At 32.4% G+C, this 25,128-nt stretch carries 26 protein-coding genes and 1 pseudogene; 16 read left to right on the top strand and 11 right to left on the bottom strand.

Annotation, left to right across the window (positions count from 1 at the left end; translation table 11 throughout):
* Positions 1 to 21 precede the first annotated feature (21 nt).
* The 5 genes from JJQ60_RS07220 (at position 22) to JJQ60_RS07200 (ending at position 5,955) form a co-directional block, all read left to right on the top strand.
* Positions 22 to 813, top strand: coding sequence for a (Fe-S)-binding protein (locus JJQ60_RS07220; RefSeq protein WP_201918147.1), 792 nt, complete (start codon positions 22 to 24; stop codon positions 811 to 813).
* 120 nt (positions 814 to 933) lie between these two features.
* Positions 934 to 1,419 (top strand): ABC transporter ATPase, encoded by a 486-nt coding sequence (locus tag JJQ60_RS07215; protein ID WP_201918145.1) that lies wholly within the window; start codon positions 934 to 936, stop codon positions 1,417 to 1,419.
* A 16-nt stretch (positions 1,420 to 1,435) separates the two neighbouring features.
* Complete coding sequence (locus tag JJQ60_RS07210) at positions 1,436 to 4,351, top strand: glycoside hydrolase family 3 N-terminal domain-containing protein (protein ID WP_394369536.1); 2,916 nt, start codon at positions 1,436 to 1,438, stop codon at positions 4,349 to 4,351.
* 36 nt (positions 4,352 to 4,387) lie between these two features.
* Positions 4,388 to 5,290: an aldo/keto reductase gene (locus JJQ60_RS07205; RefSeq protein WP_201918143.1), complete on the top strand. Its 903-nt coding sequence runs from the start codon at positions 4,388 to 4,390 to the stop codon at positions 5,288 to 5,290.
* 209 nt (positions 5,291 to 5,499) lie between these two features.
* A complete protein-coding gene (locus JJQ60_RS07200; protein ID WP_201918141.1) occupies positions 5,500 to 5,955 on the top strand; it encodes a hypothetical protein in 456 nt (151 codons plus the stop codon).
* Position 5,956: 1 nt separating this feature from the next.
* On the opposite strand, the gene JJQ60_RS07195 is transcribed toward JJQ60_RS07200, so the two are convergent.
* Genes JJQ60_RS07195 through JJQ60_RS07185 form a run of 3 tightly spaced genes read right to left on the bottom strand, consistent with a single transcriptional unit; the run spans position 5,957 to position 7,947 of the window.
* Positions 5,957 to 6,496 carry an RsmD family RNA methyltransferase gene (locus JJQ60_RS07195; RefSeq protein WP_201918139.1) on the bottom strand — a complete coding sequence of 180 codons (540 nt, stop codon included), beginning with the start codon at positions 6,494 to 6,496 and terminating at the stop codon, positions 5,957 to 5,959.
* A gap of 1 nt (position 6,497) precedes the next feature.
* Positions 6,498 to 7,322: a DUF3822 family protein gene (locus JJQ60_RS07190; protein ID WP_201918136.1), complete on the bottom strand. Its 825-nt coding sequence runs from the start codon at positions 7,320 to 7,322 to the stop codon at positions 6,498 to 6,500.
* On the bottom strand, positions 7,303 to 7,947 hold the full coding sequence (locus JJQ60_RS07185) for a hypothetical protein (RefSeq protein WP_201918135.1): 645 nt from the start codon (positions 7,945 to 7,947) through the stop codon (positions 7,303 to 7,305). The genes JJQ60_RS07190 and JJQ60_RS07185 overlap by 20 nt, the downstream gene beginning before the upstream one ends.
* 134 nt (positions 7,948 to 8,081) lie before the next feature.
* Here JJQ60_RS07185 and JJQ60_RS07180 point away from each other — a divergent pair, with 134 nt between their 5' ends.
* From JJQ60_RS07180 to JJQ60_RS07165, 5 genes and pseudogenes are all read left to right on the top strand, one after another.
* Entirely contained in the window at positions 8,082 to 9,509 is a 1,428-nt protein-coding gene (locus JJQ60_RS07180) for an ATP-dependent DNA helicase (RefSeq protein WP_201918133.1), read from the top strand.
* 46 nt (positions 9,510 to 9,555) lie between these two features.
* Complete coding sequence (locus tag JJQ60_RS07175) at positions 9,556 to 10,107, top strand: DUF4126 domain-containing protein (RefSeq protein WP_201918131.1); 552 nt, start codon at positions 9,556 to 9,558, stop codon at positions 10,105 to 10,107.
* Between the two features lie 140 nt (positions 10,108 to 10,247).
* Positions 10,248 to 10,952 (top strand): annotated as a pseudogene (gene kdsB / locus JJQ60_RS22000) (3-deoxy-manno-octulosonate cytidylyltransferase); the annotation flags it as partial.
* Between the two features lie 78 nt (positions 10,953 to 11,030).
* Positions 11,031 to 12,092, top strand: coding sequence for an iron-containing alcohol dehydrogenase family protein (locus JJQ60_RS21995; protein WP_236669063.1), 1,062 nt, complete (start codon positions 11,031 to 11,033; stop codon positions 12,090 to 12,092).
* 23 nt (positions 12,093 to 12,115) lie between these two features.
* Complete coding sequence (locus JJQ60_RS07165) at positions 12,116 to 12,673, top strand: 1-acyl-sn-glycerol-3-phosphate acyltransferase (protein ID WP_201918129.1); 558 nt, start codon at positions 12,116 to 12,118, stop codon at positions 12,671 to 12,673.
* On the opposite strand, the gene JJQ60_RS07160 is transcribed toward JJQ60_RS07165, so the two are convergent.
* The 7 genes from JJQ60_RS07160 to JJQ60_RS07130 all read right to left on the bottom strand — a co-directional run bounded on the left by JJQ60_RS07160 (position 12,670) and on the right by JJQ60_RS07130 (position 17,503).
* Entirely contained in the window at positions 12,670 to 13,176 is a 507-nt protein-coding gene (locus JJQ60_RS07160) for a hypothetical protein (RefSeq protein WP_236669060.1), read from the bottom strand. The genes JJQ60_RS07165 and JJQ60_RS07160 overlap by 4 nt on opposite strands.
* Positions 13,177 to 13,279: 103 nt before the next feature.
* Positions 13,280 to 13,780, bottom strand: coding sequence for a hypothetical protein (locus JJQ60_RS07155; protein ID WP_201918127.1), 501 nt, complete (start codon positions 13,778 to 13,780; stop codon positions 13,280 to 13,282).
* A gap of 93 nt (positions 13,781 to 13,873) precedes the next feature.
* On the bottom strand, positions 13,874 to 14,593 hold the full coding sequence (locus JJQ60_RS07150; RefSeq protein WP_201918125.1) for a YebC/PmpR family DNA-binding transcriptional regulator: 720 nt from the start codon (positions 14,591 to 14,593) through the stop codon (positions 13,874 to 13,876).
* Positions 14,594 to 14,729: 136 nt separating this feature from the next.
* Positions 14,730 to 15,017 (bottom strand): 4a-hydroxytetrahydrobiopterin dehydratase, encoded by a 288-nt coding sequence (locus JJQ60_RS07145; RefSeq protein ID WP_201918123.1) that lies wholly within the window; start codon positions 15,015 to 15,017, stop codon positions 14,730 to 14,732.
* A 16-nt stretch (positions 15,018 to 15,033) separates the two neighbouring features.
* The gene (locus JJQ60_RS07140) at positions 15,034 to 15,966 is read right to left on the bottom strand and encodes a septum formation inhibitor Maf (RefSeq protein ID WP_201918121.1); all 933 of its coding nucleotides are present in this window, start codon (positions 15,964 to 15,966) and stop codon (positions 15,034 to 15,036) included.
* 43 nt (positions 15,967 to 16,009) lie between these two features.
* Entirely contained in the window at positions 16,010 to 16,597 is a 588-nt protein-coding gene (locus JJQ60_RS07135) for a Maf-like protein (RefSeq protein WP_201918119.1), read from the bottom strand.
* A gap of 3 nt (positions 16,598 to 16,600) precedes the next feature.
* Positions 16,601 to 17,503, bottom strand: a complete 903-nt coding sequence (locus tag JJQ60_RS07130) for a geranylgeranylglycerol-phosphate geranylgeranyltransferase (RefSeq protein WP_201918117.1) — start codon at positions 17,501 to 17,503, stop codon at positions 16,601 to 16,603.
* Positions 17,504 to 17,746: 243 nt separating this feature from the next.
* Between JJQ60_RS07130 and JJQ60_RS07125 the strand changes: the two genes are divergently transcribed.
* From JJQ60_RS07125 to JJQ60_RS07100, 6 genes are all read left to right on the top strand, one after another.
* A complete protein-coding gene (locus tag JJQ60_RS07125) occupies positions 17,747 to 19,150 on the top strand; it encodes a sensor histidine kinase (protein ID WP_201918115.1) in 1,404 nt (467 codons plus the stop codon).
* 5 nt (positions 19,151 to 19,155) lie between these two features.
* A complete protein-coding gene (locus tag JJQ60_RS07120) occupies positions 19,156 to 19,836 on the top strand; it encodes a response regulator transcription factor (RefSeq protein WP_201918113.1) in 681 nt (226 codons plus the stop codon).
* A gap of 50 nt (positions 19,837 to 19,886) precedes the next feature.
* Positions 19,887 to 20,669: a CPBP family intramembrane glutamic endopeptidase gene (locus tag JJQ60_RS07115; protein WP_201918111.1), complete on the top strand. Its 783-nt coding sequence runs from the start codon at positions 19,887 to 19,889 to the stop codon at positions 20,667 to 20,669.
* Positions 20,670 to 20,729: 60 nt separating this feature from the next.
* A complete protein-coding gene (locus tag JJQ60_RS07110) occupies positions 20,730 to 21,170 on the top strand; it encodes a hypothetical protein (protein ID WP_201918109.1) in 441 nt (146 codons plus the stop codon).
* Between the two features lie 26 nt (positions 21,171 to 21,196).
* Positions 21,197 to 21,610 (top strand): hypothetical protein, encoded by a 414-nt coding sequence (locus JJQ60_RS07105; RefSeq protein ID WP_201918107.1) that lies wholly within the window; start codon positions 21,197 to 21,199, stop codon positions 21,608 to 21,610.
* Positions 21,611 to 21,754: 144 nt separating this feature from the next.
* Positions 21,755 to 24,628, top strand: coding sequence for an RICIN domain-containing protein (locus JJQ60_RS07100; RefSeq protein ID WP_201918105.1), 2,874 nt, complete (start codon positions 21,755 to 21,757; stop codon positions 24,626 to 24,628).
* 19 nt (positions 24,629 to 24,647) lie between these two features.
* On the opposite strand, the gene rlmH is transcribed toward JJQ60_RS07100, so the two are convergent.
* Positions 24,648 to 25,121: a 23S rRNA (pseudouridine(1915)-N(3))-methyltransferase RlmH gene (gene rlmH / locus JJQ60_RS07095; RefSeq protein ID WP_201918103.1), complete on the bottom strand. Its 474-nt coding sequence runs from the start codon at positions 25,119 to 25,121 to the stop codon at positions 24,648 to 24,650.
* Positions 25,122 to 25,128 lie beyond the last annotated feature (7 nt).

The raw sequence follows: 25,128 nt of genomic DNA, 5'->3' as shown, positions 1-25,128 counted from the left end.
AAGAAATATAAAAGATTACATATGAGCGAAACAGTAAAGGTGCCAACAATGGCAGAGTATATGGCTGAAGGTAAAAAACCTGAGGTTTTATTTTGGGTAGGTTGTGCTGGTAGTTTTGATGATAGGGCAAAAAAGATTACAAAGGCTTTCGTTAAATTACTACACAATGCTAATGTAGACTTTGCTGTATTAGGTACAGAAGAAAGTTGCACAGGTGACCCTGCTAAAAGAGCAGGTAATGAGTTTTTATTTCAGATGCAGGCCGTTACTAATATTGAAGTAATGAATGCATATGAGATCAAAAAAGTAGTTACTGCTTGCCCGCACTGTTTTAATACACTAAAAAATGAATACCCTGCTTTAGGAGGAGATTATGAAGTAATGCATCATACGCAGTTTCTTAAATCTCTTTTAGATGAAGGTAGGTTGACTGTTGAAGGAGGTAAGTTTAAAGGAAAACGAATTACATTTCATGACCCTTGTTACTTGGGTAGAGCGAATAATGTATATGAAGCGCCAAGAGATTTACTTAAAAAATTAGAGGTGGAGCTCATCGAAATGAAACGATGCAAACGAAATGGATTATGTTGTGGAGCAGGAGGTGCTCAAATGTTCAAAGAACCAGAGCCTGGAAACAAAGATGTTAATGTTGAAAGAACTGAGGATGCCCTAGAAACTAAACCAGATATTATTGCCGCTGGATGCCCATTTTGTAATACAATGATGACTGATGGTGTAAAGAGTAAAGAAAAAGAAGATAGTATTGAAGTACTGGATGTAGCAGAGCTTATCGCTAATGCTCAGGACTTGTAGATTTTTTCTTAGTTATATACAATTTAATTAGAGTTAATATGTTGTTCATATTAACTCTTTTTTATGTAAGAGAATAGAAATAGTTTTTGTTATTTTAGTAAAAAGTAAAAAAGATAGATAATGTTGGTAGATTTTAATGACCTTCCCGAGACCTCTAGAGTGTGGATTTATCAAGCTAACAGGTCATTTTCTGTAGATGAATTAGAAGAAATTAAGCAGAAATTAGATCAGTTCATAGCACAATGGACAGCTCATGGTGCGGACCTAAAAGCTGGGTATGATATTAAATACAAAAGATTTATAACCATTGGATTAGATCAAGGAGTAAATGCAGCTACGGGATGTTCTATAGATGCATCTGTACATTTTATTCAGGAACTTGAAAAGGTATATGATGTTGATCTAATGGATAAAATGAACGTTTCTTTTAAACAAGGAGAGTTTGTGGCGTATAAACCCTTGGCAGACTTTAAAAAAATGGCAAAAAATAGATCAGTATCCCCAAATACTATCGTTTTCAATAACCTAGTGACTAATATTGCCGAATATCGCACCAATTGGGAAATACCCGCGAGAGATAGTTGGCATAACCGTTTTTTAAATTAAGATTTTTGTGTGGCACATAATTAAAAAGTATATATCCTTAGTAGTAGTTCTTATAAATTTTAGTGTTTATGCTCAGCAACAAAACCCTTTGCATGTAGAAGAATACGATGCTCAAAAACGTTGGGTAGATAGTATTTATAATAAAATGACACTAAAAGAAAAAGTAGGTCAACTATTTATGGTTGATATATTTTCTTCAAAACCTAAAAAAGAAACCGATAAGATAAAACAACTCATTGAAGAGTATCATATAGGTGGGATCATTTTTTCTAAAGGAGGGCCTATACGTCAGGCTAAACTTAATAACGAATTTCAGGAAAAGTCAAAAGTACCTTTATTGATTGGTATGGATGCAGAGTGGGGGTTGGCGATGCGATTAGATTCTACACAAGCTTTTCCTTGGAATATGACCTTAGGAGCCATACAGGATAATAACTTGATAGAAGAAACAGGGAGACAAATTGCAAGGCATTGCAAACGATTGGGAGTACATATTAATTTTGCACCTGTGGTGGATATTAATACCAATCCTAAAAACCCGATAATTGGTAATCGCTCCTTTGGCGAAGGTAAAGAAATGGTTACTCAAAAAGCTTTAGCATTTATGAAAGGAATGCAAAAAGAAGGGATTTTGGCAAGTGCAAAACATTTTCCTGGTCATGGAGATACCGATAGCGATTCTCATAAAACCCTTCCGACTATTAATTTTGAGGCTCAACGAATAGATAGTATAGAATTGTATCCATATCGTAAGCTCATCGATGAAGGCTTGTCTAGTGTTATGGTTGCCCACCTTAATATACCTAGTTTAGAGCCTAGGTCTGGATATCCCTCTTCAATTTCAAAAAATGTAGTTACCAATATATTAAAGGATAGTTTGGGTTTTAATGGTTTGATCTTTACGGATGCACTAAATATGAAAGGTGCTTCTGACTTTAAAGAACCCGGAGAAATAGATTTGGCTGCTTTTTTAGCCGGAAATGATGTGCTGTTAATTTCTGAAGATGTTCCGTTAGCGTCTCAAAAAATAGTTTCTGCGTACTATTCTGGCATGATAACCGAAGAACGTTTAGCTCACTCTGTTCGAAAAATTTTATTAGCAAAATATAAAGCAGGTCTTAATGCCTATAAACCAGTAGAAACAGAGTATCTCTACCAAGAGCTAAATAGTATAAAAAATGAAGTGTTGCATCATGAATTGGTAGAGAATTCTATAACAATTCTAAAAAATAACAGGGCAACATTACCCATAAAGAACCTGGACCTTAAAAAAGTGGCGTATGTTTCTATGGGAGATGACTCTGGAGAAGCTTACTATAAGCAGCTTAGTAAATATACTCAGGTAGATTGGGTTAAAGCAAGCCAATTGAGTGAAATGATAGAGAAATTACGTGATTATAATTATGTAATTGTAGGCTTTCATAAATCTAATGCTTCGCCTTGGGCATCCTATAAATTTAAAGATAAAGAGCTTGTTTGGTTGTATGAAATCGCCAGGCTTAATACCACTGTGTTGAATATATTTGCCCGTCCATATGCAATGTTGGATATGTTAACAACAACTAATTTTGAAGGGATTGTAATGTCCTATCAAAATAGCACGGTTGCACAAGAAAAATCTGCTCAGTTGCTCTTTGGTGCTATCGAGTCAAAAGGAAAACTTCCAGTAAGTCTGGGTGAAGATTTCCCTTTAGGAACAGGAATAGAAACAAGGTCTTTAAAGAGATTGACGTATGGCTTGCCAGAGAGTGTTGGAATGAATTCTTATAAACTAACAAGAATTGATTCTATTGTAAAACGAACACTTACAGAAAAAATGGCACCTGGTTTACAATTAATTGTTGCCAGGAAAGGAAAGGTGGTTTTTAATAAAAATTATGGATATCATACCTATAATAAAATACGTAAAGTTAAAGGATCTGATATTTATGATTTAGCTTCACTAACAAAGATACTGGCAACATTACCACTTACAATAGAATTAAAGGATAAAGGGATTATTTCTCTGGATACTCGGATAGGAGAGATGTTACCAGATTTTAAAGAGTCGAATAAAGAACATATAACAATTAGATCTATGCTGTCTCATTACGCAAAATTAAGGGCATGGATTCCATTTTATCTTAAAACATTAGATACAGTTACTCAAAAACCAGATAAAAAATATTATAGAAATAACTTGTCTAAAGAATTTAATATACAAGTAACAAACAACCTGTACTTGCGAAGTGATATGAGAGATTCTTTGATGTTGAGAATTAAAGAAAGCGAATTGCGAAAAAGACTGCGTTATAAGTATAGTGATTTACCTTATTATTTATTAAAAGAATATCTTGAAAACCATTACGGTAATACTTTAAATGCACTCACGCAACAACATTTTTATAGGCCTCTTGGAGCAAATAATACTTCATATTTGCCTATAACAAGGTTTAAAAGAAAGAGAATTGTTCCAACAGAGAATGATAAGGCTTTTAGAGATGAAATCGTACATGGATATGTTCATGATCAGGGAGCCGCTATGTTTGGTGGTATTGGTGGGCATGCGGGCCTATTTGCTAATGCTAATGATGTTGCTAAGATTATGCAGATGTATCTTAATGGAGGATATTATGGAGGTAAACGATATTTTAAGAGTCAAACACTAGAAGCGTTTAATACATGCTATTATTGTCATAAAGACGTACGACGTGGAGTAGGGTTTGATAAACCACAATTAGGCGATATTGGGCCTACGTGTGGCTGTATTTCTATGACTAGTTTTGGGCATAGTGGTTTTACAGGAACTTTTACTTGGGCTGATCCCGAAGAAGAAATTGTGTACGTGTTTTTGAGTAATCGTACATTCCCTGATGCTGCAAATCGAAAATTAATTTCTAATGATATTAGATCAGAAATACAAAGAGTTATTTATGAAGCGATCGATTACTAGTTGCTTTTAGGTATTACAATTTTTAGAATAATAAGTATGAAGAGTAAGATTTCTGATAATGGACCTGTGTTTTCTCGAATAGTAGCAGGTTGTATGAATTGGGGAGAGTGGGGGGCAAATTTGTCTATAGATGAGTCTCGAAAGTTAATAGAAGATTGTGTTGATATTGATATCACTACATTTGATCATGCTGATATTTATGGGCATTATACCACCGAAACATTGTTCGGTAATGCGCTTAATGGAATTTCTTCTTTACGGGAGAAGATACAACTGGTTACCAAATGCGGAATTAAATTGGTTACACCAAACCGGCCTGATAATAAAATTAAGTCCTATGATACAAATAAAGAATATATAATACAATCGGTAGAGCAATCTTTGGTAAATTTGAAAACTGATTATATAGACCTCTTATTAATACATAGGCCTAGTCCTTTGCTTAAACCGGATGAAATTGCCGAGGCATTTACTAAGCTTAAAAAGGAGGGTAAGGTGTTGTATTTTGGGGTTTCCAATTTTACTCCTTCACAATTTGATATGCTTCATACCTTTGTTCCTTTAGAGACCAATCAAATAGAAATTTCGCCTTTACATGCAGAGCCTTTTATTAATGGAGCTTTGGATCAATGCATTTCTAAGCGGATTAGACCTATGGGGTATTCTACACTTGCAGGTGGTAAATTCTTTGCAAAGGATCCCGAAGATAGGGTGATTAGGATAAACGCGGTAGTTGATAAATTAGCAAAGAAGTATGATATGACACCTGATCAGGTTTTAACTACATGGATTTTAAAACATCCATCAGGAATTCTTCCAATTATTGGGTCTACTAAAATTAATAGAATTCAATCTGCTGTTGATTCTTTAACAAAAGAAATGACTGATCAAGAATGGTTTATGATTTGGGAAGCTTCATTAGGAGAAGAAGTAGCTTAAAGAATAGTGTTTATACCTTGTGATTTTATGGGTTTACATCATTTTTGTAGTGTTAAAATACTTGTAAAATGCTGCGTAGTTTTATTTTTTACTTATATTTAACCATCCTGACTCTTAAACGCAGATGTAGTTTTTAAGGAATTATATCTAATCGTAAACCTAATAAACCGTCATAAATCATCACTCCCTAACTTTAATCCCCCTAACCAATGAACAAGTACAAACTAACGCTAGTAGGATTGTTATTGTCTGTTTTTATTTATTTTTCAACCATTTTTTTAGACCTCGACCTTTTTGAGCAGTTTATAGAATTTTTATCAAGCATAGATCATTTAGAACTTGATGAAATTATAATTCCTTTGTTGATCTTTTTTGTATTTCTATTTATTGATACCAGAAGGAATAGTAAAAAAAATCAAATGGAAAATGCAAAGCTTAATATTTATAAAGCTATGCTTTCGTCTAGTCACCATATCTTAAATAATTTTATATATCAAATGGATATATTTAAAATTACCGCAGAGGATACTCCGGGTTTTGATGCTAAAGTATTGGCTTTTTATGAAGATATTATAAGCAATGCATCACATCAAATCAATTCTTTAAGTAGCCTGACCACAATTGATGAGTTTTCGATCAGAATGTCGGTAATGAATGAGGCTTAGGTTATTCATTTTTAAAAAAACTAAAAACTGAACCACCATATTTTCTTGAATTGTCAAAATAAGGAGCGTCTTCTAATGAGGTGTATTTTGAGTGTTCTATAATTAAAATACCGTTATCCAGAAGCAGTTCATTTTTGAAAACTAATTCTGCTATTTTTAGGAACTGTTCTTTTGTGAAATCATAAGGTGGATCAGCGAAAATAATATCGGCTTTGTACCTTGTTTTTTCCAGGTAACTATATACATCACTTTTGATGGTTTCAATAGAAAAACCCAGCTCTTTGACTGTGTTTTTGATATATCCCATACAGGCATAATGAGCATCAACAGCAGTAATATGGTTTGACCCTCTGGATGCAAATTCATAACTAATATTACCAGTTCCTGCAAAAAGATCCAGAACAGATAATGTAGAAAAATTATACTGATTATTAAGGATATTAAACAATCCTTCTTTTGCCATATCGGTTGTAGGGCGAACAGGTAGCTTTTTTGGTGCACTTAACCTTTTTCCTTTGTATTTTCCTGAAATTATACGCATATCAAAAATGACTTAATAATGTAAAATGTTGATGAGGTTCAAAAGGTGTTATTGTGGGTGATATTTTTAAATCTCGCGAATATTTTCCGAAGGTGATTTTACGAATATATTTATGTGCAATCTTGAAACATTCACTTTTTTTAGTGATATCTCCTAAAAAAACTAACATAAACTCTTCCGGGTTTAGTTTTGTTTGCTCGGTTGTGAACATCAAATAGTATAGAAAATCTTCTTTGTTTTCATATCTAAAAGTGTTTTCTAAGATTAATTTCCCTTTTTTAATGATTACAACGTCAAATAACTTATCCGACATATTTACAAAAACGGTAGTAGCTTCACTATTCTTTTGTTGGGTTAATAGAGAATTTGTTAAAATTGTATTTGCATGTTTATAGGTAAATGAGCCAAAAGTGTCAAAAAAGAAATTGTTTATATTGGCATAGGGTATATATACAGTAACAATATCATGTTGATCTAATTCATCGTACGCAATGAAATCATTTTCAAGTACTTTGATGTTGTATTGTAAATATTCCTTTGCCATATCTTGATTAAATAATGGTTTAGGAACCAAAGTATATAAATCGTTATGATAAATAACTTCTATGGTTTTAAAGTCATCTTTTAATACAGTATTGTTGTCTAATGTATATTTTATTTTATCAAGAACTTGTTCTGGCGTTAATTGTATTCCAAAATTATCATGCTCAATAGCAGTTATTTGCTGATCAGAATCTACTGTACAAAAAGAAAGTCCATTCAAGCTTACCTGAATGGACAATGTTTTTGATGTATAATCAATACTATTATTGGTCGTTTGCTCCATAAGTTAATGGCCAGTTACCCGAAGTTTTTACTTCATTCATTGAACCAACAGAGAGGAAAGGCCCATTCACACCGTCAACAGATACTACTTCTTTCTCTTGAGCTAAAAGATCTTTGTCTAGATCGTGTAACAATACATCTTTAGCTACTTTAACTTCAAAAACAGCAATTCTCAAATCATTTTTATTAATATAACCAGCATCCAGTTCAAAATTGGCGTCAACACCTTCAATAGGAACTTTCATCATGTTTTTATGGTTATTGGACTTAAATAAAGAATCCTTGACAGAAGCATAGCCTAAAGTGTCAATTACTACGGTATCTCTTGGCTCGTCTATCTTTAAAATTTTATTGAATCTAATAAAACTGGAGTCTCTTCTTTGTGTAAGAGTGAACTTAGCAGTGTCAATAAATGCAATTAATTTGGCGGGATCTTTTTCAAATCTTCCGGTTACAGTTTTATAAGCTAATTGGGCTGTACGGATGTTTCTTAAGTTTTCAACGGCTTTAGCGTATCTTGCTTCTTTTATTTTGTTGAATTCTACAGGACCCATTACAGAATTATATACTAGGTATCCTAAAAAACCTATAACTACCCAAAGAACTAATTGAATAACAATTTTCATTTTATGATTTAGCTTTAAACATTAGTGTATACGCAAATCTACAATTTTTTTTTAATCGTAAAAGTTTATTGCCAAAAAATCATCCCTATCTTTGATTTATTAACTAAAGTATTAATACCAGATAATAATTATTAATGGGGGAAAAAGAGTTTTATGGGTTATTGAAAGATGATTTTCCGTTTGAACCTACACTAAAACAAGACATTGTTTTACAAAAATTATCTCATTTTGTCCTTTCTGGATCAAAAGATTCGCTTTTTTTATTAAAAGGATATGCGGGTACAGGTAAAACAACCTTGATAGGTACTTTGGTCAAAAATTTATGGAAAGCCAAATTAAATGCTGTTCTTTTGGCTCCAACAGGGCGAGCAGCCAAAGTAATTAGTAATTATTCTGGAAAACATGCGCAAACCATCCATAGAAATATTTATTACCCCAAAAAGAATAAAAGTGGTGGTTTAGCTTTTCAGCTCAAACAAAATAAAAATCGTAATACTATTTTTATTGTTGATGAAGCTTCGATGATTCCTGATACGCCTAGTGATAGTAAACTTTTTGAAAATGGATCATTGTTAGATGATTTGATAATGTATGTGTATTCGGGATATAATTGTAAAATTCTCTTTATTGGGGATACGGCTCAATTACCGCCGGTAAAATTAGAAGTTAGCCCAGCTTTAAATCCTGATAATCTATCAATAGGTTTTAATAAAGATGTTACACAAATAGAACTTGATGAAGTTGTAAGACAAGCTGAAGGTAGTGGTATTTTAATGAACGCTACTAAATTAAGAGAACTCTTGAATGATGGATTCTACGATACTTTTCAGTTTAAAATTTCTGGATATCAGGATATTGTTAGATTTTTAGACGGGCATGAAATTATGGATGCTTTAAATGAAGCCTATTCAAGCTCTGGTCATGAAGAGTCTGTCATTATTCTTCGGTCTAATAAGAGAGCAAATATCTATAATCAGCAAATTAGATCACGAATATTATTTCAAGAAGAAGAATTATCGGCTGGAGATTATTTGATGGTTGTGAAAAACAACTATTTCTGGTTAGATAATGAAAGTGAAGCTGGTTTTATTGCTAATGGAGATATAATCAAAGTATTAGAGATTTATTCATTCAAAGAGTTATATGGGTTTCGGTTTGCAGAAGTAAAAATTAATATGGTAGATTATCCAAATCAAAAACCTTTTGAGACAGTTCTACTTCTAGATACATTAACATCTGAAACCCCATCATTATCTTATGAAGAATCTAATACGTTGTATCAAGAAGTAATGAAAGATTTTGAAGGAGAAAAATCAAAATACAAGAAGTTTTTAGGGGTAAAAAACAATAAATATTTTAATAGCCTACAGGTTAAATTTTCTTATGCGATAACTTGTCATAAATCACAAGGTGGGCAATGGGATAAAGTCTTTATCGAACAGCCTTATCTTGCAGATGGTATAACCAAAGATTACCTGCGGTGGTTATATACTGCAGTAACAAGAGCTAAGAAAAAACTCTTTCTTATTGGGTTTAAGGATGATTTTTTTATTGAAAACTAGTATATTATAACCTCAGAATAGTATTTGTTAAATTAGAACAGCATATATGCAGGAAACGATATTGAGTATTTGTTTAGGTATTGGTTTGGCAGCTTCAGTAGGATTTAGAGTGTTTTTACCATTATTGGCATTAAGTCTGGCGGGACATTATGATATAGTTCCTTTAAGTGAAAATTGGGAATGGATTTCGGGTACAATATCCATATGTATATTATCTATCGCTACCATTGCAGAGATACTGGCATACTATATTCCCTGGTTTGACAATATTTTAGATACGCTTGCAATTCCTTTGGCTACTATTGCAGGAACCGCAGTAATGGTTTCGGCTATTACGGATTTAAGCCCAGTGGTTACATGGGCCTTGGCTATTATTGCAGGGGGAGGAACTGCTGCGACTGTTAAAAGTACTATGGGAGCTACTCGATTGACCTCAACAGCAACTACTGGTGGTGTTGCTAACCCATTAGTCGCAACAGTAGAAACAGGAACGGCTACAATAATGTCTGCGGCATCGGTTTTCATTGCCCCATTAGCAGTTGTATTAGTTGTTATTTTACTTTTTGGAATAAGAAAATTATTTAAAAAACTATTTTGAAGCAATACAGTATTATATAGTTTTCTGTGGATATAGTTAAAATTTAAATGTTAAGTCAGAGAAATAATTATAAAAAAACTATTTTTGTAATTCTTTAAAAGCAATAAATTTTGAACAAAAATACTCTAAAAACCATCGCTATGATACCTGCGAGGTATGCGGCTACGCGATTTCCTGCTAAATTAATGCAGGATCTTGGTGGGAAAAGTGTTATCAGAAGAACCTATGAAGCAACCGTTAATTCTGGTTTGTTTGATTCAGTTTACGTAGTGACAGATAGTGATATCATCTATAAAGAAATTGCTTCCAATGGTGGAAAAGCTATTATGAGTGTGAAGGAGCATGATTGTGGTAGTGATAGAATTGCTGAAGCAGTAGAGGATATGGATGTAGATATTGTGGTAAATGTGCAAGGGGATGAACCGTTTACAGACCGTGAGAGTTTAGAGAAGGTTTTAAGTGTCTTTTATGCAGAAGATTCTGATAAAGTTGATTTGGCTAGCCTTATGACCCCAATGGATGATTGGGATGATATCATGAATCCTAATAGTGTAAAAGTTATTGTAGATGAAAATAACTACGCATTATATTTTTCTCGTGCTCCAATTCCTTATCCAAGAGAAAAGGAAATAAACCACGTATATCATAAGCATAAAGGTGTTTATGCCTTTAGAAAACAAGCTCTTTTAGATTTTTACCATTTACCAATGCGTTCTCTAGAAGCTTCAGAAAAAATAGAATGTATACGATATTTAGAATACGGTAAAAATATTAAAATGATCGAAACTAGTCATGAAGGAGTTGAAATTGATACTCCAGAAGACTTAGAGAGAGCCAAAAAGATAATTAATAAAGAAAATCCATTGATTACCAAATCTATAAATACTCCTGTGATTCAGACAACGAACCATAGAAACTTTCCGATGGTTCCAAAAGTAGTGTTTGGAAAAGGATGTTTTAATCAAATCGGAAAGATTCTTTCTGATAAAAGAAATGGTATTGCTCCATTTGTTTATTTGATAGATAGTGTTTTTGAAAATAATACCTCTTTTATTGAAGAGAGATTATCATTATCCTCAACAGATGAAATAATTTATGTTTCTACTGCAGAAGAACCTAAAACGTCTCAAGTCGATGAGATCGTTTCTAAAATTAAAAATAGTTATCAGTTTATACCTAGCGGAATTATAGGAATTGGAGGAGGATCAATCCTTGACCTTTCTAAAGCCGTGGCTATTATGTTAACTAATCCTGGAAGTGCATCAGAGTATCAAGGTTGGGATCTAGTTAAAAATAAAGCGGTGTATCATGTAGGAGTTCCTACAATTTCAGGTACTGGGGCCGAAGTATCCCGAACCACGGTGCTTACTGGACCTGAAAGAAAGTTAGGGATCAATTCAGATTATACTCCTTTTGATCAGGTAATACTTGATCCAGAATTAATTAAAGATGTCCCTAAAGACCAGTGGTTTTATACCGGAATGGATTGTTATATTCATTGTGTAGAATCTTTGGATGGAACATATTTAAATGCATTTAGTCAAAGTTATGGAGAAAAAGCATTGGATTTGTGTAATGAAATTTTTCTTGAAAATAATCTAAGCAAAGAAGATTCTGATGCTAAACTAATGATGGCTTCTTGGCATGGCGGTATGAGTATTGCCTATTCTCAAGTGGGAGTTGCACATGCAATGAGTTATGGACTCGCCTATGTATTAGGTACAAAGCATGGAATCGGAAATTGTATTGTCTTTGATAAATTGGGTGAATATTACCCTAAAGGAGTCGAAGTTTTCAAGAAAATGAAAGACTATCATGGTATTAACTTACCTGAAGGAATATGTGCAAATATTACTGAAGAGCAATTAAATACGATGACTACAGTAGCACTTGGATTAGAACCTTTATGGGAAAATGCGCTGGGACCTGATTGGAAATCAAAAATTAATGCAAGTAAATTGAAAGAGATTTATCGCTCTTTGTAAATAAAATCTCAACGTATATTTTCATGAAGCGATTATGGACTTTTGTATACAATAAAATCTTGGGATGGAAGATTGTCGGAGATTTCAATGCAGATAAGATAAAAAAATGTGTTGTAATTGCTGTACCACACACAAGTTGGCATGACTTTTATATTGGCTTGTTTATACGGCAGCTTGCGAATATAAAAATTAGCTTTATGGCTAAAAAAGAACTTTTTAAATGGCCTCCATTTGGATGGTATTTTAAAAAAGTAGGAGGAATTCCTCTTGATCGTACTCCAGGTCAAAATAAAGTTGATGCTATTGCAGAACTCTTTAAGAAAAGAGATGAACTTCGGTTAACAATTGCACCGGAAGGTACCAGAAAAAAAGTAAAAGAATGGAAAACAGGCTTCTATCATATAGCAAAAAAAGCCAATGTCCCTATCATTATGGTTACTTTCGACTTCGGGAAAAAGGAAAATAAAATATCAGAACCATTTTATCCAACAGATAATATTGATAAGGATTTTGAATATATGTATTCCTTCTTTAAAGGAGTAAAAGGTAAAGTACCCGAATATAGTTTTGATGTTGACTAAAACTTATGAATTTTTTCTTCTTTAATTTTTTCTTTTGAGTTTTGTTGTTCAGTATTATTTCTTCCACCAAAAAGAAGTTGGGTACTAGAAAAGGTCGTGCCAAAAGTTTTTGCTGCAAAGTATACCTGTGAAATAGCGCTTTCTACTTGTTCGTTTGTGAGTTCTTTTAATGGATGAATATATACAGACCATAAAATACCATTAGAAATTGCATATTTTACATCCAAAGCAGAATGAAAATTTGCCGTCATAGCATCTAATAATAAGTCTTTGTCTAAATTATCTGATTCTGTTATAGGAGAAATTATTCTCATTCTGTTATTGGTTTCATCAGTGACACAAAGCATTGGTATTTGTTTGTATATAAATTTCCAGTTTCCAGAAACACCTCCTAATGTATCTGATTTTGTATGTATAATTTCTCTTAATGCATTATTATTCATATGCTGTGCATATGATGAACTACTTGCTAGAAGTATAAAGATGATCAATAAATTCTTCATGATAAATGTTTCATATATAGTCGAATTGAAGAGAGAAACATAACAAAAAAAGAGCTTAGCAGTGCTAAACTCTTTTTTATTATAACACAAAATGTGTATTATTTTATAGACCAGGGAATGCAGCAAATGCTCCTGAATAATTTAAAGTTAATGTTACATCATTTTCAAATGTAAGGTTTGCTGTCACATTGTATGTGTTACCAGAACCAGCAACAACTACTTGACCTCCAGTAGCAAAACGAGTATTTTCAGAACCGACTGTTACTTCAGCGGCAGAAAAATAATACGTTCCGGCTTCAGGTTGAGTTGCTCCAGAAACAAAATTAAAGGTGCCTGGTTTAAAACCTGTTCCATCAGTTGGAGAAAACAATTCTAAATACACTTCAGTAGTAACTGTACCGTCAGAACCACTAAGAGTAAAATCAGAATTATGATGTGTCGAATCTGCACCAAAATCTTCAATAACAGCTGATGTAATAGTTACTTGTTTTCCTTCAAAAGTAATACTTCCCGTATTAGCTGGAGCTCCAGCATCATCATCACTAGAGCAAGATGTAAAAACAACTGCTGCACTTAGAGCAAATAAATAAATAAATTTTTTCATACTAGATAGGTTTAGGTTTTTAAAGGGCGCAATATATGAAAAAATACGTTTAAGTTTTCAAAAATGGAAACCCTAAACAGAGGATTTCTATGTTTAAGAAGAGGATTCTTCCATAGTGTGATACACATTCTGGACATCATCATCTTCCTCAATTTTTTCTAATAATTTTTCTACATCCGCAGCTTGCTCTGGAGTAAGTTTTTTGGTAACCTGAGGAATACGCTCAAAACCAGAGGATAAAATTTCCATTTCACGACTCTCTAATTCTTTCTGTATAGTACCAAAACTTCCAAAAGGGGCATAAATCAATATACCATCATCATCTTGAAATACTTCTTCTGCTCCAAAGTCTATAAATTCTAGTTCCAGTTCTTCAGGATCGATACCTTCGCCATTAATTCTAAAATTACATGTATGGTCAAACATGAATTCTACAGATCCAGAGGTTCCAAGATTTCCATCACACTTATTAAAGTATGACCTTATGTTTGCTACAGTTCTATTATTATTATCAGTTGCAGTTTCTACCAAAATCGCTATTCCATGAGGGGCATATCCTTCAAAAAGCACTTCTTTATAATTTCCTTGATCTTTATCGGAAGCACGTTTTATCGCTCTTTCGATATTGTCTTTAGGCATATTTACAGACTTGGCATTTTGTATTACAGCTCTAAGTCTAGAGTTAGAATCCGGATCAGGTCCACCTTCTTTTACTGCTATTACAATATCTTTACCTATACGTGTAAACGCTTTGGCCATTGCAGACCAACGTTTCATCTTACGTGCTTTTCTAAATTCGAAAGCTCTTCCCATATACTAATTTTAAAATCTGAAAATACAAACATAAGTAGAAACCAAGTTTTTGGCAAATGTTTGTTTAAACTTCAGAATCGAGAATATGTAATACTCTTAATATTTTTTTACTGATAGATAAAAGTGATGTAAAAAATCACTCTCCTTCAATAATATCTTCTATTGTTTTTGCCAGTTTAAAATCGTTTTCTGTAACGCCACCGACATCATGAGTAGAAAGACTAATTTGTAGTTTGTTGTAGACGTTTGTCCAGTCAGGATGGTGTTGTTGTAATTCGGCTTCAAATGCAATACGAGTCATTACCGAAAAGGCATCTTTAAAATCACTAAATTCAAAAGTAGTATGAATGGCATTATCATTATATTCCCAGCCATCGATATCTTTTAATTTTTCTTGTATTTCAGATTCTGATAATTTTATCATTGTTTTTATATTAGTGTTATAATCCAAGTTCGTCTCGTAGTGCTTCATCGGCATTACTATTCTTACCCCAATATGCAGATTTAATTTGCTTAATTTTTGTTGCTTTTGTAGTCAGTTCTTTGGCATTGGGGCCGAAGCCACTTCTAAAAGTTTCTTTCCAACCTTGTATTTCATAAGGAAAGGAGTTTCCAAAGGTAATACTAATAGTTCTTTTAAGTTCGGGATACTCAATAGTATAAATACGAGTGTTGTTTTGTTTCTCTATAGATGCCTTGGCTGAATAGGCTTTGATTTCCTTATGGCGTAATCTCGAATATTCAAAAGAAGGAATTATGTTTATATTGCCTTTTGGTAAATTGTCTGGATTGATTCTGATTTTGGTCCAAAGTTCATTTTCTAAGATAGCTTTATCTATAGTAAACTCTTGATCTGCTTCACCTTCAAAATAAGAGTGAGACATAACTTCAAATTTTGTTCTATTATTCAATTGTGCATATACATGACCACACCATTCCTGCATGGAACTAGATATCTTTATTGCATGTTGATTGTCTTTGACGGGGTAAAAAGTGCTTTGCATAATCGAATACGGGTAAATACCTGTGTTGAATTTTTTCGTAGCATTTAACTTTAGTACCGGAATATTATCTGTATGCTGTCGATCAGCTTTTACTTGTTCTTTTTTAAGAAAATCTTCGGTTACATATATTAACACAGCTTTTCCTTGTCGTATTTGGCCATATCGAGCTTGTTCTAATTGATACGAAGTTATTTCAGCTTCACCAGCATACCAATACTTCTTAAAATCTTCTGAAAGATCTTTTACTGGATCAATGTTCTCTGAAATATTTTTCTCCTCCGTTATCGAAGAGTCATTGGCTTTTATATTACTACATGCAATAATGACTAGTATTCCAAGAATTCCAAATAATAGTATTGACTTTTTCATGGCTATATTTTTTAATTTGCCTTTAGCGCAAATTACAATAAACCTATGATGTAGCAAGTGTTGTTAACGTTTCGTAAACAAGATGAATTGGTAACCCCATTACATTAAAATAACTACCTTCTATTGAAGATATTCCGATAAAACCGAGCCATTCTTGAATCCCATATGCTCCAGCTTTATCTAATGGTTTGTATGTATGAACATAATATTCAATCTCTTCTGGAGATAATTCTTTGAAAGTAACCTTGGTGGTATGGTGTACTAGTTTTGTGCCATGAATAGTTTTAAAACAAACCGAAGTAATCACTTGATGCGTATCATTTGATAATGAAACGATCATTCTTTTAGCATCTTCAAGATCTTTAGGTTTTCCTAATGCTTTATGGTTATGCCAAACAATAGTATCGCTAGTAATTAAAATATCCTTGGGTCCCAGGTTAGAGAATGCATTGGCTTTTAAAAGAGCTAAATAATCCGAAATTTCTTCAGCCCTTAGGTGATCAGGGTATATTTCTTCTATTTCTTTTAATTGTATAGAAAAATCCAAACCAAGGTCTTTAAAAAACTGCTGCCTTCTAGGGGATCCAGAAGCAAGAATAACGTTATGCTCTTTTAAAATGTCTTTTAACATGGCTTATTTTAATACAAATTGATAAAGTAATAAAGATAGAGAAGCAATTATAAGAATGATTTTTAAAATACCTTTTAATATGTTAAGATGTTTATCAGATTCTGCAGTAAAACTTCGTATCATAAAATAAAGTAGTGGCGCAATAATGAGTATAAGTATAGAAATAACGGCATTACTGTTAGAAAAAAGATACGTATATATATAGTATACTACTGCAATAAGAGGAATTATTGTTAATATGCCGATAAGTTTGACGGTGCGATCTTTTCCCACGATAATGGGGATGGTTTTTATTCCAATATTATGATCTCTGTCTATGGTTAGGCAATCTTTTATAATTTCTCTTAGCATGATGATCATACAAGCAAATATTGAGTAATCCAAAATAATTGAAAAAATTACTGTTTGTGATGCTCTATTCTTTTCGGTAATTGCTGGTAGAAGATCAAAAATTCCTACAACAATTAAACTTAATGCTGCAAGAACAGCTATGATAATGTTTTTAAGAATCAATATTTCTTTTAGATAAGAGGCATAAATATAGAACACACCTGATATTATAATAAATAGAGCAGCAAAACCAGGCCTGCTTATTAGGTTTGCTAAGTAAAATCCTATCAAAACTCCAATAACATTAAAGATAATAAACAGTTTATTGGCTGTTTTTTCAGGGATTGTGTTCTGAATTAAATTTTTAGGATTTGTATCAGCTTGGTTATAAATCTCAATAATGATATTTCCGGCTGCCGCAATTGAAATTGTAGCGATAATTAATAGAGCAATACCAAAACCATTTAGAGTAATAGCAATACCAAAAGGATCAAAAAGGCCATATTTAATACATAATTGCGCTAAAGCTATAATGAGTAAATTATCAAATTTTATAAGTTTTAGATAGGATGACATAGAGGTGATAGGTTATTTGGAAGCAAATGTAATAATTAATACCAATTTCTAAGGCATTAACATTCATCTTCAAAATGCCTGTATACAAGAGTTTTTAAGAATATTAACGTTAATGCACGGTTAACGGTTCTAATTTTTATGCGATCAATGCTCCTTTATTTTAATTTTGATGATATCATCAATCAAAAATCGAACAGTTATTTAATCTAAAACCATAAAGACCCAAAAAATAATCGCATACTAATGAAAAAACAAAAAATAAATATCCTGATTATTACTTCTATTCTGGCTTTGATAGCCTTGTCTGGGATTCAGGGGTATTTAATTTATAATACATATCAATTAAAAAAGGATGTGTTTATTAAAGAAACAAAGAAAGCAGTGTCTAGTATTGATAATACTAAAGAGATGGATTCTCTAACAGAATTATGGTATAACTCATTATCTGAAAATCTTGTAGAGTATAAAAGGAATAAATACCTTAAAAAAGAAGTTATTACCAAGTTTAAACCAATTACCGATTCATTGAATACCGTTTTTAAGGATTATTACACAAAAGAGATTAGCAAAGTTAATTTGGGTCATGATCTTAAATACAAAAAGACGATACAAAGTGTTATTTTATTTGATAATGATGCTCGAGATACTATTTTTTCTTCAAAAGAGGGGAATGATTTTTTTCTGTTCGGAGAAAATTTTCCAGATGAAGAAGGAAATATGATTAGCAAAGCCCGATGGTTTACAGAACATGATTATGAAGACGATCAAATCGGTAATGGTGATGTTTTTAAAACCACATTAAATATTGAAATTAGAACGCAAGATACCATAAATATAATAGGCTGGAAACGTATCATTTTTGGTCAGATGACAAGCCTTTTTATATTTTCTGTGATACTACTATTGTTTGTTGTGGCTTTGCTCTTTTATTCTATAAAAACATTAATTCAACAAAAGAAAATAGTAGAGGTGCGCAATGATTTTATTAATAATATTACGCACGAGTTAAAAACACCTTTGGCTACCCTGGGTATTGTATCTAAAAGCTTAAGAAATAAAAAGATTCAAGATTCTGTAGCGTCATTTTCTAATTCGCTGGACATTTTGGATAGACAAAATAATCGATTACAAAAGCTAATCGATCAAGTAATGAGTAATACTCTTGGATCCGAAGAAATTGTGTTGTCTAAAGAAAAAGTAAAAGATGATCAATATTTCAATGAAATTATTGAAGATTTTAGGTTGTCTGTTAAAAATAAGGATATTGAGTTTAATGCTGTATTAGAATTGGAAGAAGTAGATCTTACTATTGATAAATTTCTTTTCACTACAGCTCTTTTTAATATTATGGAAAATGCAGTAAAATACGGTAGAGAGAAAAAAGAAATTAATCTAAAAACAGAACGTAATAAGAATACATATAAGATTTTGATCCAGGACAATGGTATCGGAATACCGGAAAAAGAACAGCAAAAGATCTTTGAAAAATTTTATAGAGTTACCACAGGAGATGTCCACGAAGTAAAGGGGTTAGGTTTAGGGTTGTTTTATGCCAATCAAGTTATTAAGGCACATCTAGGAAGTATTGAGCTTGAGAGTAAACCAAATGTAGGAACCACATTTATAATAACTATACCAATAATTTAATCATAATGAAACACATATTATTAGCAGAAGATGATTTTGATTTTGGAAGTATTCTCAAACAATATCTAGAACTTCATGAGTATGACGTTACCTGGGTGAAAAACGGAGAAGAAGCTCTAAGTACGCTAGGAACAAATAACTTTGATATATGTGTGTTTGATGTAATGATGCCCAAAATGGATGGTTTTACACTGGCAGAAAAAGTAATCGAAATTAGACCCGAAATTCCTTTTGTTTTTCTTACAGCAAAAAAAATGAAGGAAGATAAAATTAGAGGGTTGAAATTAGGTGCAGATGATTATATCGTGAAACCTTTTGAAGCTGATATTTTAGTTCTCAGACTTCAAAACATTTTAAAACGAACAAACAAAACTCAATCGATTAAAACAGAAACGGTTTCCATTGGGAAATATAGTTTTGAGCCGATTAATCATAGATTGAAATTTGAAAATGAATCTCAACGATTAACTGAAAAAGAAACTATTCTAATACAATATTTGTGGGAACATAAAAATAGTATGATAAAGAGGGAAGATTTGCTTAAAGATGTTTGGGGTAATGATGATTTTTTCTCTGGTCGCAGCATGGATGTGTTTATTAGTAGGTTAAGAAAATATTTTAAACAGGATAGTCATATCGCTATAGAAAGTGTTAGGGGAGTAGGACTCACCTTTAAAATTGAATAATTAATATCAGTCATCAATCAATAACAATCATCAATCAAAAAACGAACATTATGAATAAAATTAATAAACCACCTATAGTCGTATTTCTGTTTGTCACTATTTTATCACTTGTTTTAATAATAAGAGATCAAATACATGAAGCTTTGTTTAACATAGGGTACGATACATATGCTCAAGGTATAAGTATACGGCTTCTTGTAAATGTTTTATTGATAGTAGGAGCTTTGATATTGATTAAGAAGTATAAATTATCTAATCAAGCAGGAATCGGAAACCTAAAAGCCAAGAATTGGTTATTATTACTTTTTCCTTTTTATATAGTGATTTTAAATTTCATGAATTTAGATGAAATTAAGGATTCTAATTGGCTGAATTTTATTCTGTTTCTTGTATACGTAATCTCTATAGGTTTTTCTGAAGAACTTTTGCTCAGAGGTTTTTTACAGTCTTATTTGATTAAGATATCCAAAAAAACGAAAAGAAATACTGTTTTTGCAGTCGTAGGATCGGCATTCATATTTGGTCTGTTACATCTAATACATTTTGATAAAGGAATTTATGGCGAATTGACACAGGTTGGATTTGCAACTTTTATTGGAGTAATGTTCGGAGGAATTTTACTTAGAACTAATAATATGTTTGGAATCGCTATGCTACATGCACTTATCGATTTTGCAGCTAAGCTTGATGGCGTAGGGATTCCGGTTGACTTTAATAAGGTTATTGAAGAAGATTCTCTTATCAATAGTTTATTAATTTTAGTCATTATATCTCCATGTCTTATCTATGGCTTAATACTTACAAAAAAAGCTAAACCAAGCACAATACAATAATCATCAATCATTAATCCTTTTCGAGAATTCAAGAATTCAAGAATTAAAAAATGAACAATTATGAAAACATTAGTTTTGATTTTAGTCAGCTTAATTATAGGTTTACTTTCAGCAACAGCACAAACAACAACTACCACAACTTCTACATCATCAACCAAGGTTACGGTTAATAGCAATGATAATGATAAGAAGTATTATCGTTCTTTTGCAATAATTGATATGGATGATTCTTTTAGAGTGAAAATTAAGTTTTTAGAATCACTCCAAAAAAATGTGAAATTATATCTTATGGATCAGCTAGGTAAAGATAATATGGTTGCTGATTCTGAATCATATTTGTGGAGAAAAGAATTGGAGAATGAAGAGATGTATGAGGTACAACTTAAAGAAAACAAACTGCGAATTCATGTAAATAAAGAGTTGGCTTCTGATAAACTACTTAAAAAATTCAAACAGATGGGAAAAGAGCTTAAATCTTTAACCTCAAAAAAAGGAAATTAATCAATCATCAATCTAAAACGAACATCATGAAAACAATTATTTGCGTATTAAGCATTGCGTTTGCCATATCTATGGGAAATGCACAAAAATCATCAAAATCAAAGGTGTCAATACATTATTCTGATGATGAATCAGGGAATAATTATAAGGTGAATATCTCTATTACCAATACTGACGACTCTTATGTTTTGAAAGCAGATTTTCCAACACCAAAAACCGAAAAACTTAAGAAGTTTTTAAAAAATCATTTAGAAACAACTATGGTTAAAAAAGGTTCAGAGTACATATGGAGTTATACTAAAAAAGATAAATTGGCTCATACTGTAAAATTGAAGGAAGGAAAACTTGATGTGTACATGAATAAAAAGAATGTGTCAGCCGATTTTGTAGAAGATTTTATAGACATTTTTAGTGATCTAAAAGAGATTGTGAAAGAGTAAACACCACATTTTTTATGGTAAAAGCATTGAGTTATGATTTTTCTTTAACTCAATGCTTTTTGTTTTACAATTGTTTGTGATAGAGTATTGAAATATTTTTAGAAATATCCGTTATGGAGTTACTAACCATAACAAACTCACACAATGAAAAGAATTATTATTCTAGTCTGCATTGTTTTTTCTTTACAGGCTTATTCACAAAGATCTCAGAAGCCATGGACTAATAACCCTAATTACAAAGAGAGTTTTCAAAAAATTAATCAAGATCAAATCAATTTGAAGTATCTTAAGAGATATTTTCAAAAAAACAACCAGAATTCTAAAAAGATCTTGAAAGACACAAAAAAAGGATCCAGAGCAATAGATGGTATTTCATTTGTTAATGGAATTAATCTAGCCTGGATAGAGTATGGGCGCGATGTAGGCGTAGATCCCTTTTTTTCGAGTAATCAATACCATCCAAACCTTATCAAGTTTGGAGAAGTAATGGATTTTGTGAAAGACAGAGGGGGCAACGTAGTGCGATGGTGGTATCATACAAATGGTTCTACCAATCCAATTTTTGATAATAATCAAAAAGTAAAACCAAACCCTTCTTTCTTTCATGATGATGTAAAAGCTATTTTAGACTTGGCGCAAAGTAAAGGACTCAAAGTACAGATTTGTCTATGGTCTTTTGATATGTTAAAAGATCAGTGGGGAGTCGATGCTTCTGCAAACAAAAAACTGCTTACTCAAGATAGCTATATGAATGCATATATTGATAATGCATTATTGCCTTTAGTAAATTTTATAGGCAATCATCCAGCTCTTTTCGCCTGGGAGATTTTTAATGAACCAGAGGGAATGACAAATGAATATGCCGGTCATTGGCCTGGATTTAAAGAAAGAATTACCATGGCTAATATCCAACGTTTTGTAAACAAAACCGCTGGAGCAATTAGAAGAGCGCAACCCGGTGTTCAGATTACTAATGGAGCTTTGGGGTTTCTAACAAATGTTGAAGATTCTTCAAACGGATTTTGGAATGCCTATTCTGATGCAAACTTGCAGTTTCAAGGAAATGATCAAGATGGATATCTTGATTTTTACAATATACATTACTATAACTGGGCACGCTCTAAAGGGTCGCCGTTTCACAATAATTACAATGCTAATAAAATAGACAAAGAGGCAATTATTGGAGAGTATTATCCAGATGATTTATTTTTTAATCAACAGGGTGGAGATAATGATCATACTATACCAACAGTACGTGCTACAGATTTAGGAACTACGCTTTTAAATAAAAAATGGGCTGGCTCATTGGTGTGGTCCTGGACGGATAGAAATTCTTCTGATGAGAGAAATAGAATGGGAACCATTATCAAAAATATAAGTGATAATATCGGTGAAGAAATTATTGATAACGTTTCATTTAATAATCCATCTAATTCAATTATACCTCAAAACTCATATATATTTGCTATTGATTACACTGCGGCAACAGATCGTGAAATTGTTGTAGAGTTTTGGGCATCAGATAGGTGGTTGGGAGAAAATGTAGAGCGTGTATCAAAAGGTTCCGGAACACAATCGATAACAGTTAATCTTTCAAATCCACCTGAAGTTGGCTCAGGTTATTTTTATAAAGCGTATATACGTCCTGTTGGGACCACTTGGAGAGAGGCACTATATAGGACAGAATTTACCGACGTAATTGTAACCAATGCCTTAAGTGATGAGTTAGCATTCAAGAATCCTTCTTCAAATATAGAACCACAAGATTCGTATACTTTTGCTATAGACTACTCTGCTACAATCGATCGAGAAATTGTGGTTGAGTTTTGGGCTCCTGATCAATGGTTAGGAGAAAGTGTAGAACGTGTTTCTTCAGGTACAGGAACACAACCTGTAACAGTAAATCTGGCGAATCCACCACAGCCAGGTTCAGGTTACTTTTATAAAGCATATATACGACCGGTTGGAACCACTTGGAGAGAAGCGCTGTATAGAGTAGAGTTTACCGATGTTACTGTAGCACTTACTCTAAATGATGAAGTAGCTTTTAATACTCCTCTTTTACGCATAGAACCTATGACTTCATACACTTTTACAATTGATTATTCGGCTTCTACAGATCGCGAAATTGTTGTAGAGTTATGGGCACCTGATCGATGGCTTGGAGAAGGTATGGAACTTGTTTCTGCGGGAACAGGAACCAAAGAAGTTACCATAAATCTTACGAATCCGCCGCAGCCAGGTTCAGGTTATTTTTATAAGGCACATATTCGTCCGGTTGGAACTACCTGGCAAGAAGCTATTCAAAGGATTGAATTTAATGATGTTACTGTAGGGATTGAGCAGTTAATTGAAGAAGGAACATATTATATAACTTCTACACAGTCAAATCAAAGAATTGCATCGAGATGGTGGGAAAATTATAATGCCAAAATGTATACTCCAGAAAATACTAATAATGAACGCTGGGTTTTTGAACATCTTGGGAATAATGTATACACGATTAGAGATAGAGCATATAATAGATATCTTGAGGTACGAGATGCCAGATGTGCAAATAGAAGTAATGTAATGTCCTGGAGAAATGCTAATGATGATCATCAAAAATGGAAAGTAGTAGCGAATGGTAATGATGTTTTTTCGCTACTGCCAATGCATTGTCAACAAAAAGCACTAGATAGAGCAGGAGGCAGTTTAAATGCTAATGTGCATTTGTGGGATTTTAACTCTTCTAATAATAATCAACAATGGAAAATCATTTCGTCAACAAGAAATATAGTAAGTTCTGATGCGATTAATGATAAAATTACAATGTTTCCTAATCCAGCTCAAGAACAAATACACCTTGTTGGTCTTGAGAGAGGAGATAGAATTATAATATATAACCTAATCGGAAAAATAGTCAAAAAGATCACAGCAAAAGATACTAAAGAAATGGTTTCAATACGAGGGCTGAAAACCGGCTACTATAGTGTTTCTGTTGTTGGTAAAACAAAACTTACACTATTAAAAAAATAACTTTAAGAATAGATGAGTCTTATCGATGGTGATAAGGCTCATTTTTCAAAATGGTAAATCCCCTATAAAGTTGTTCCGTAAAAAATAAACGTATCATTTGATGAGAAAACGTCATCCTAGATAATGATAGTTTACCGTTTGCACGATTATATACTTCAGGACTAAAACCATAAGGTCCACCAATTACAAAGATTAGTTGTTTGATACCACTATTCATATGTTTTTGTAATAATTCAGAAAAACCTACAGAATCGTATTGTTTTCCATTTTCGTCTAAAAGGATTAAAACATCAGAATTGGATAATTGATCCAAAATCAACTTACCTTCTTTTTCTTTTTGTTGTGCTTCGCTTAGATTTTTTACATTTTTAAGATCCGGAATAATTTCAAAATTAAACTTAATATAAAAACCTAATCTTTTGATATAGTTGTCAGTAAGATCTTCTAATTGTTTATTATCTGTTTTGCCTATAGCCAGTAATTTAATATTCATTTTGTTT

Source organism: Aquimarina mytili (assembly GCF_016735115.1).
GTDB classification, from domain to species: Bacteria; Bacteroidota; Bacteroidia; order Flavobacteriales; family Flavobacteriaceae; genus Aquimarina; species Aquimarina mytili.
This window is presented reverse-complemented; position numbering and strand designations above follow the sequence as displayed.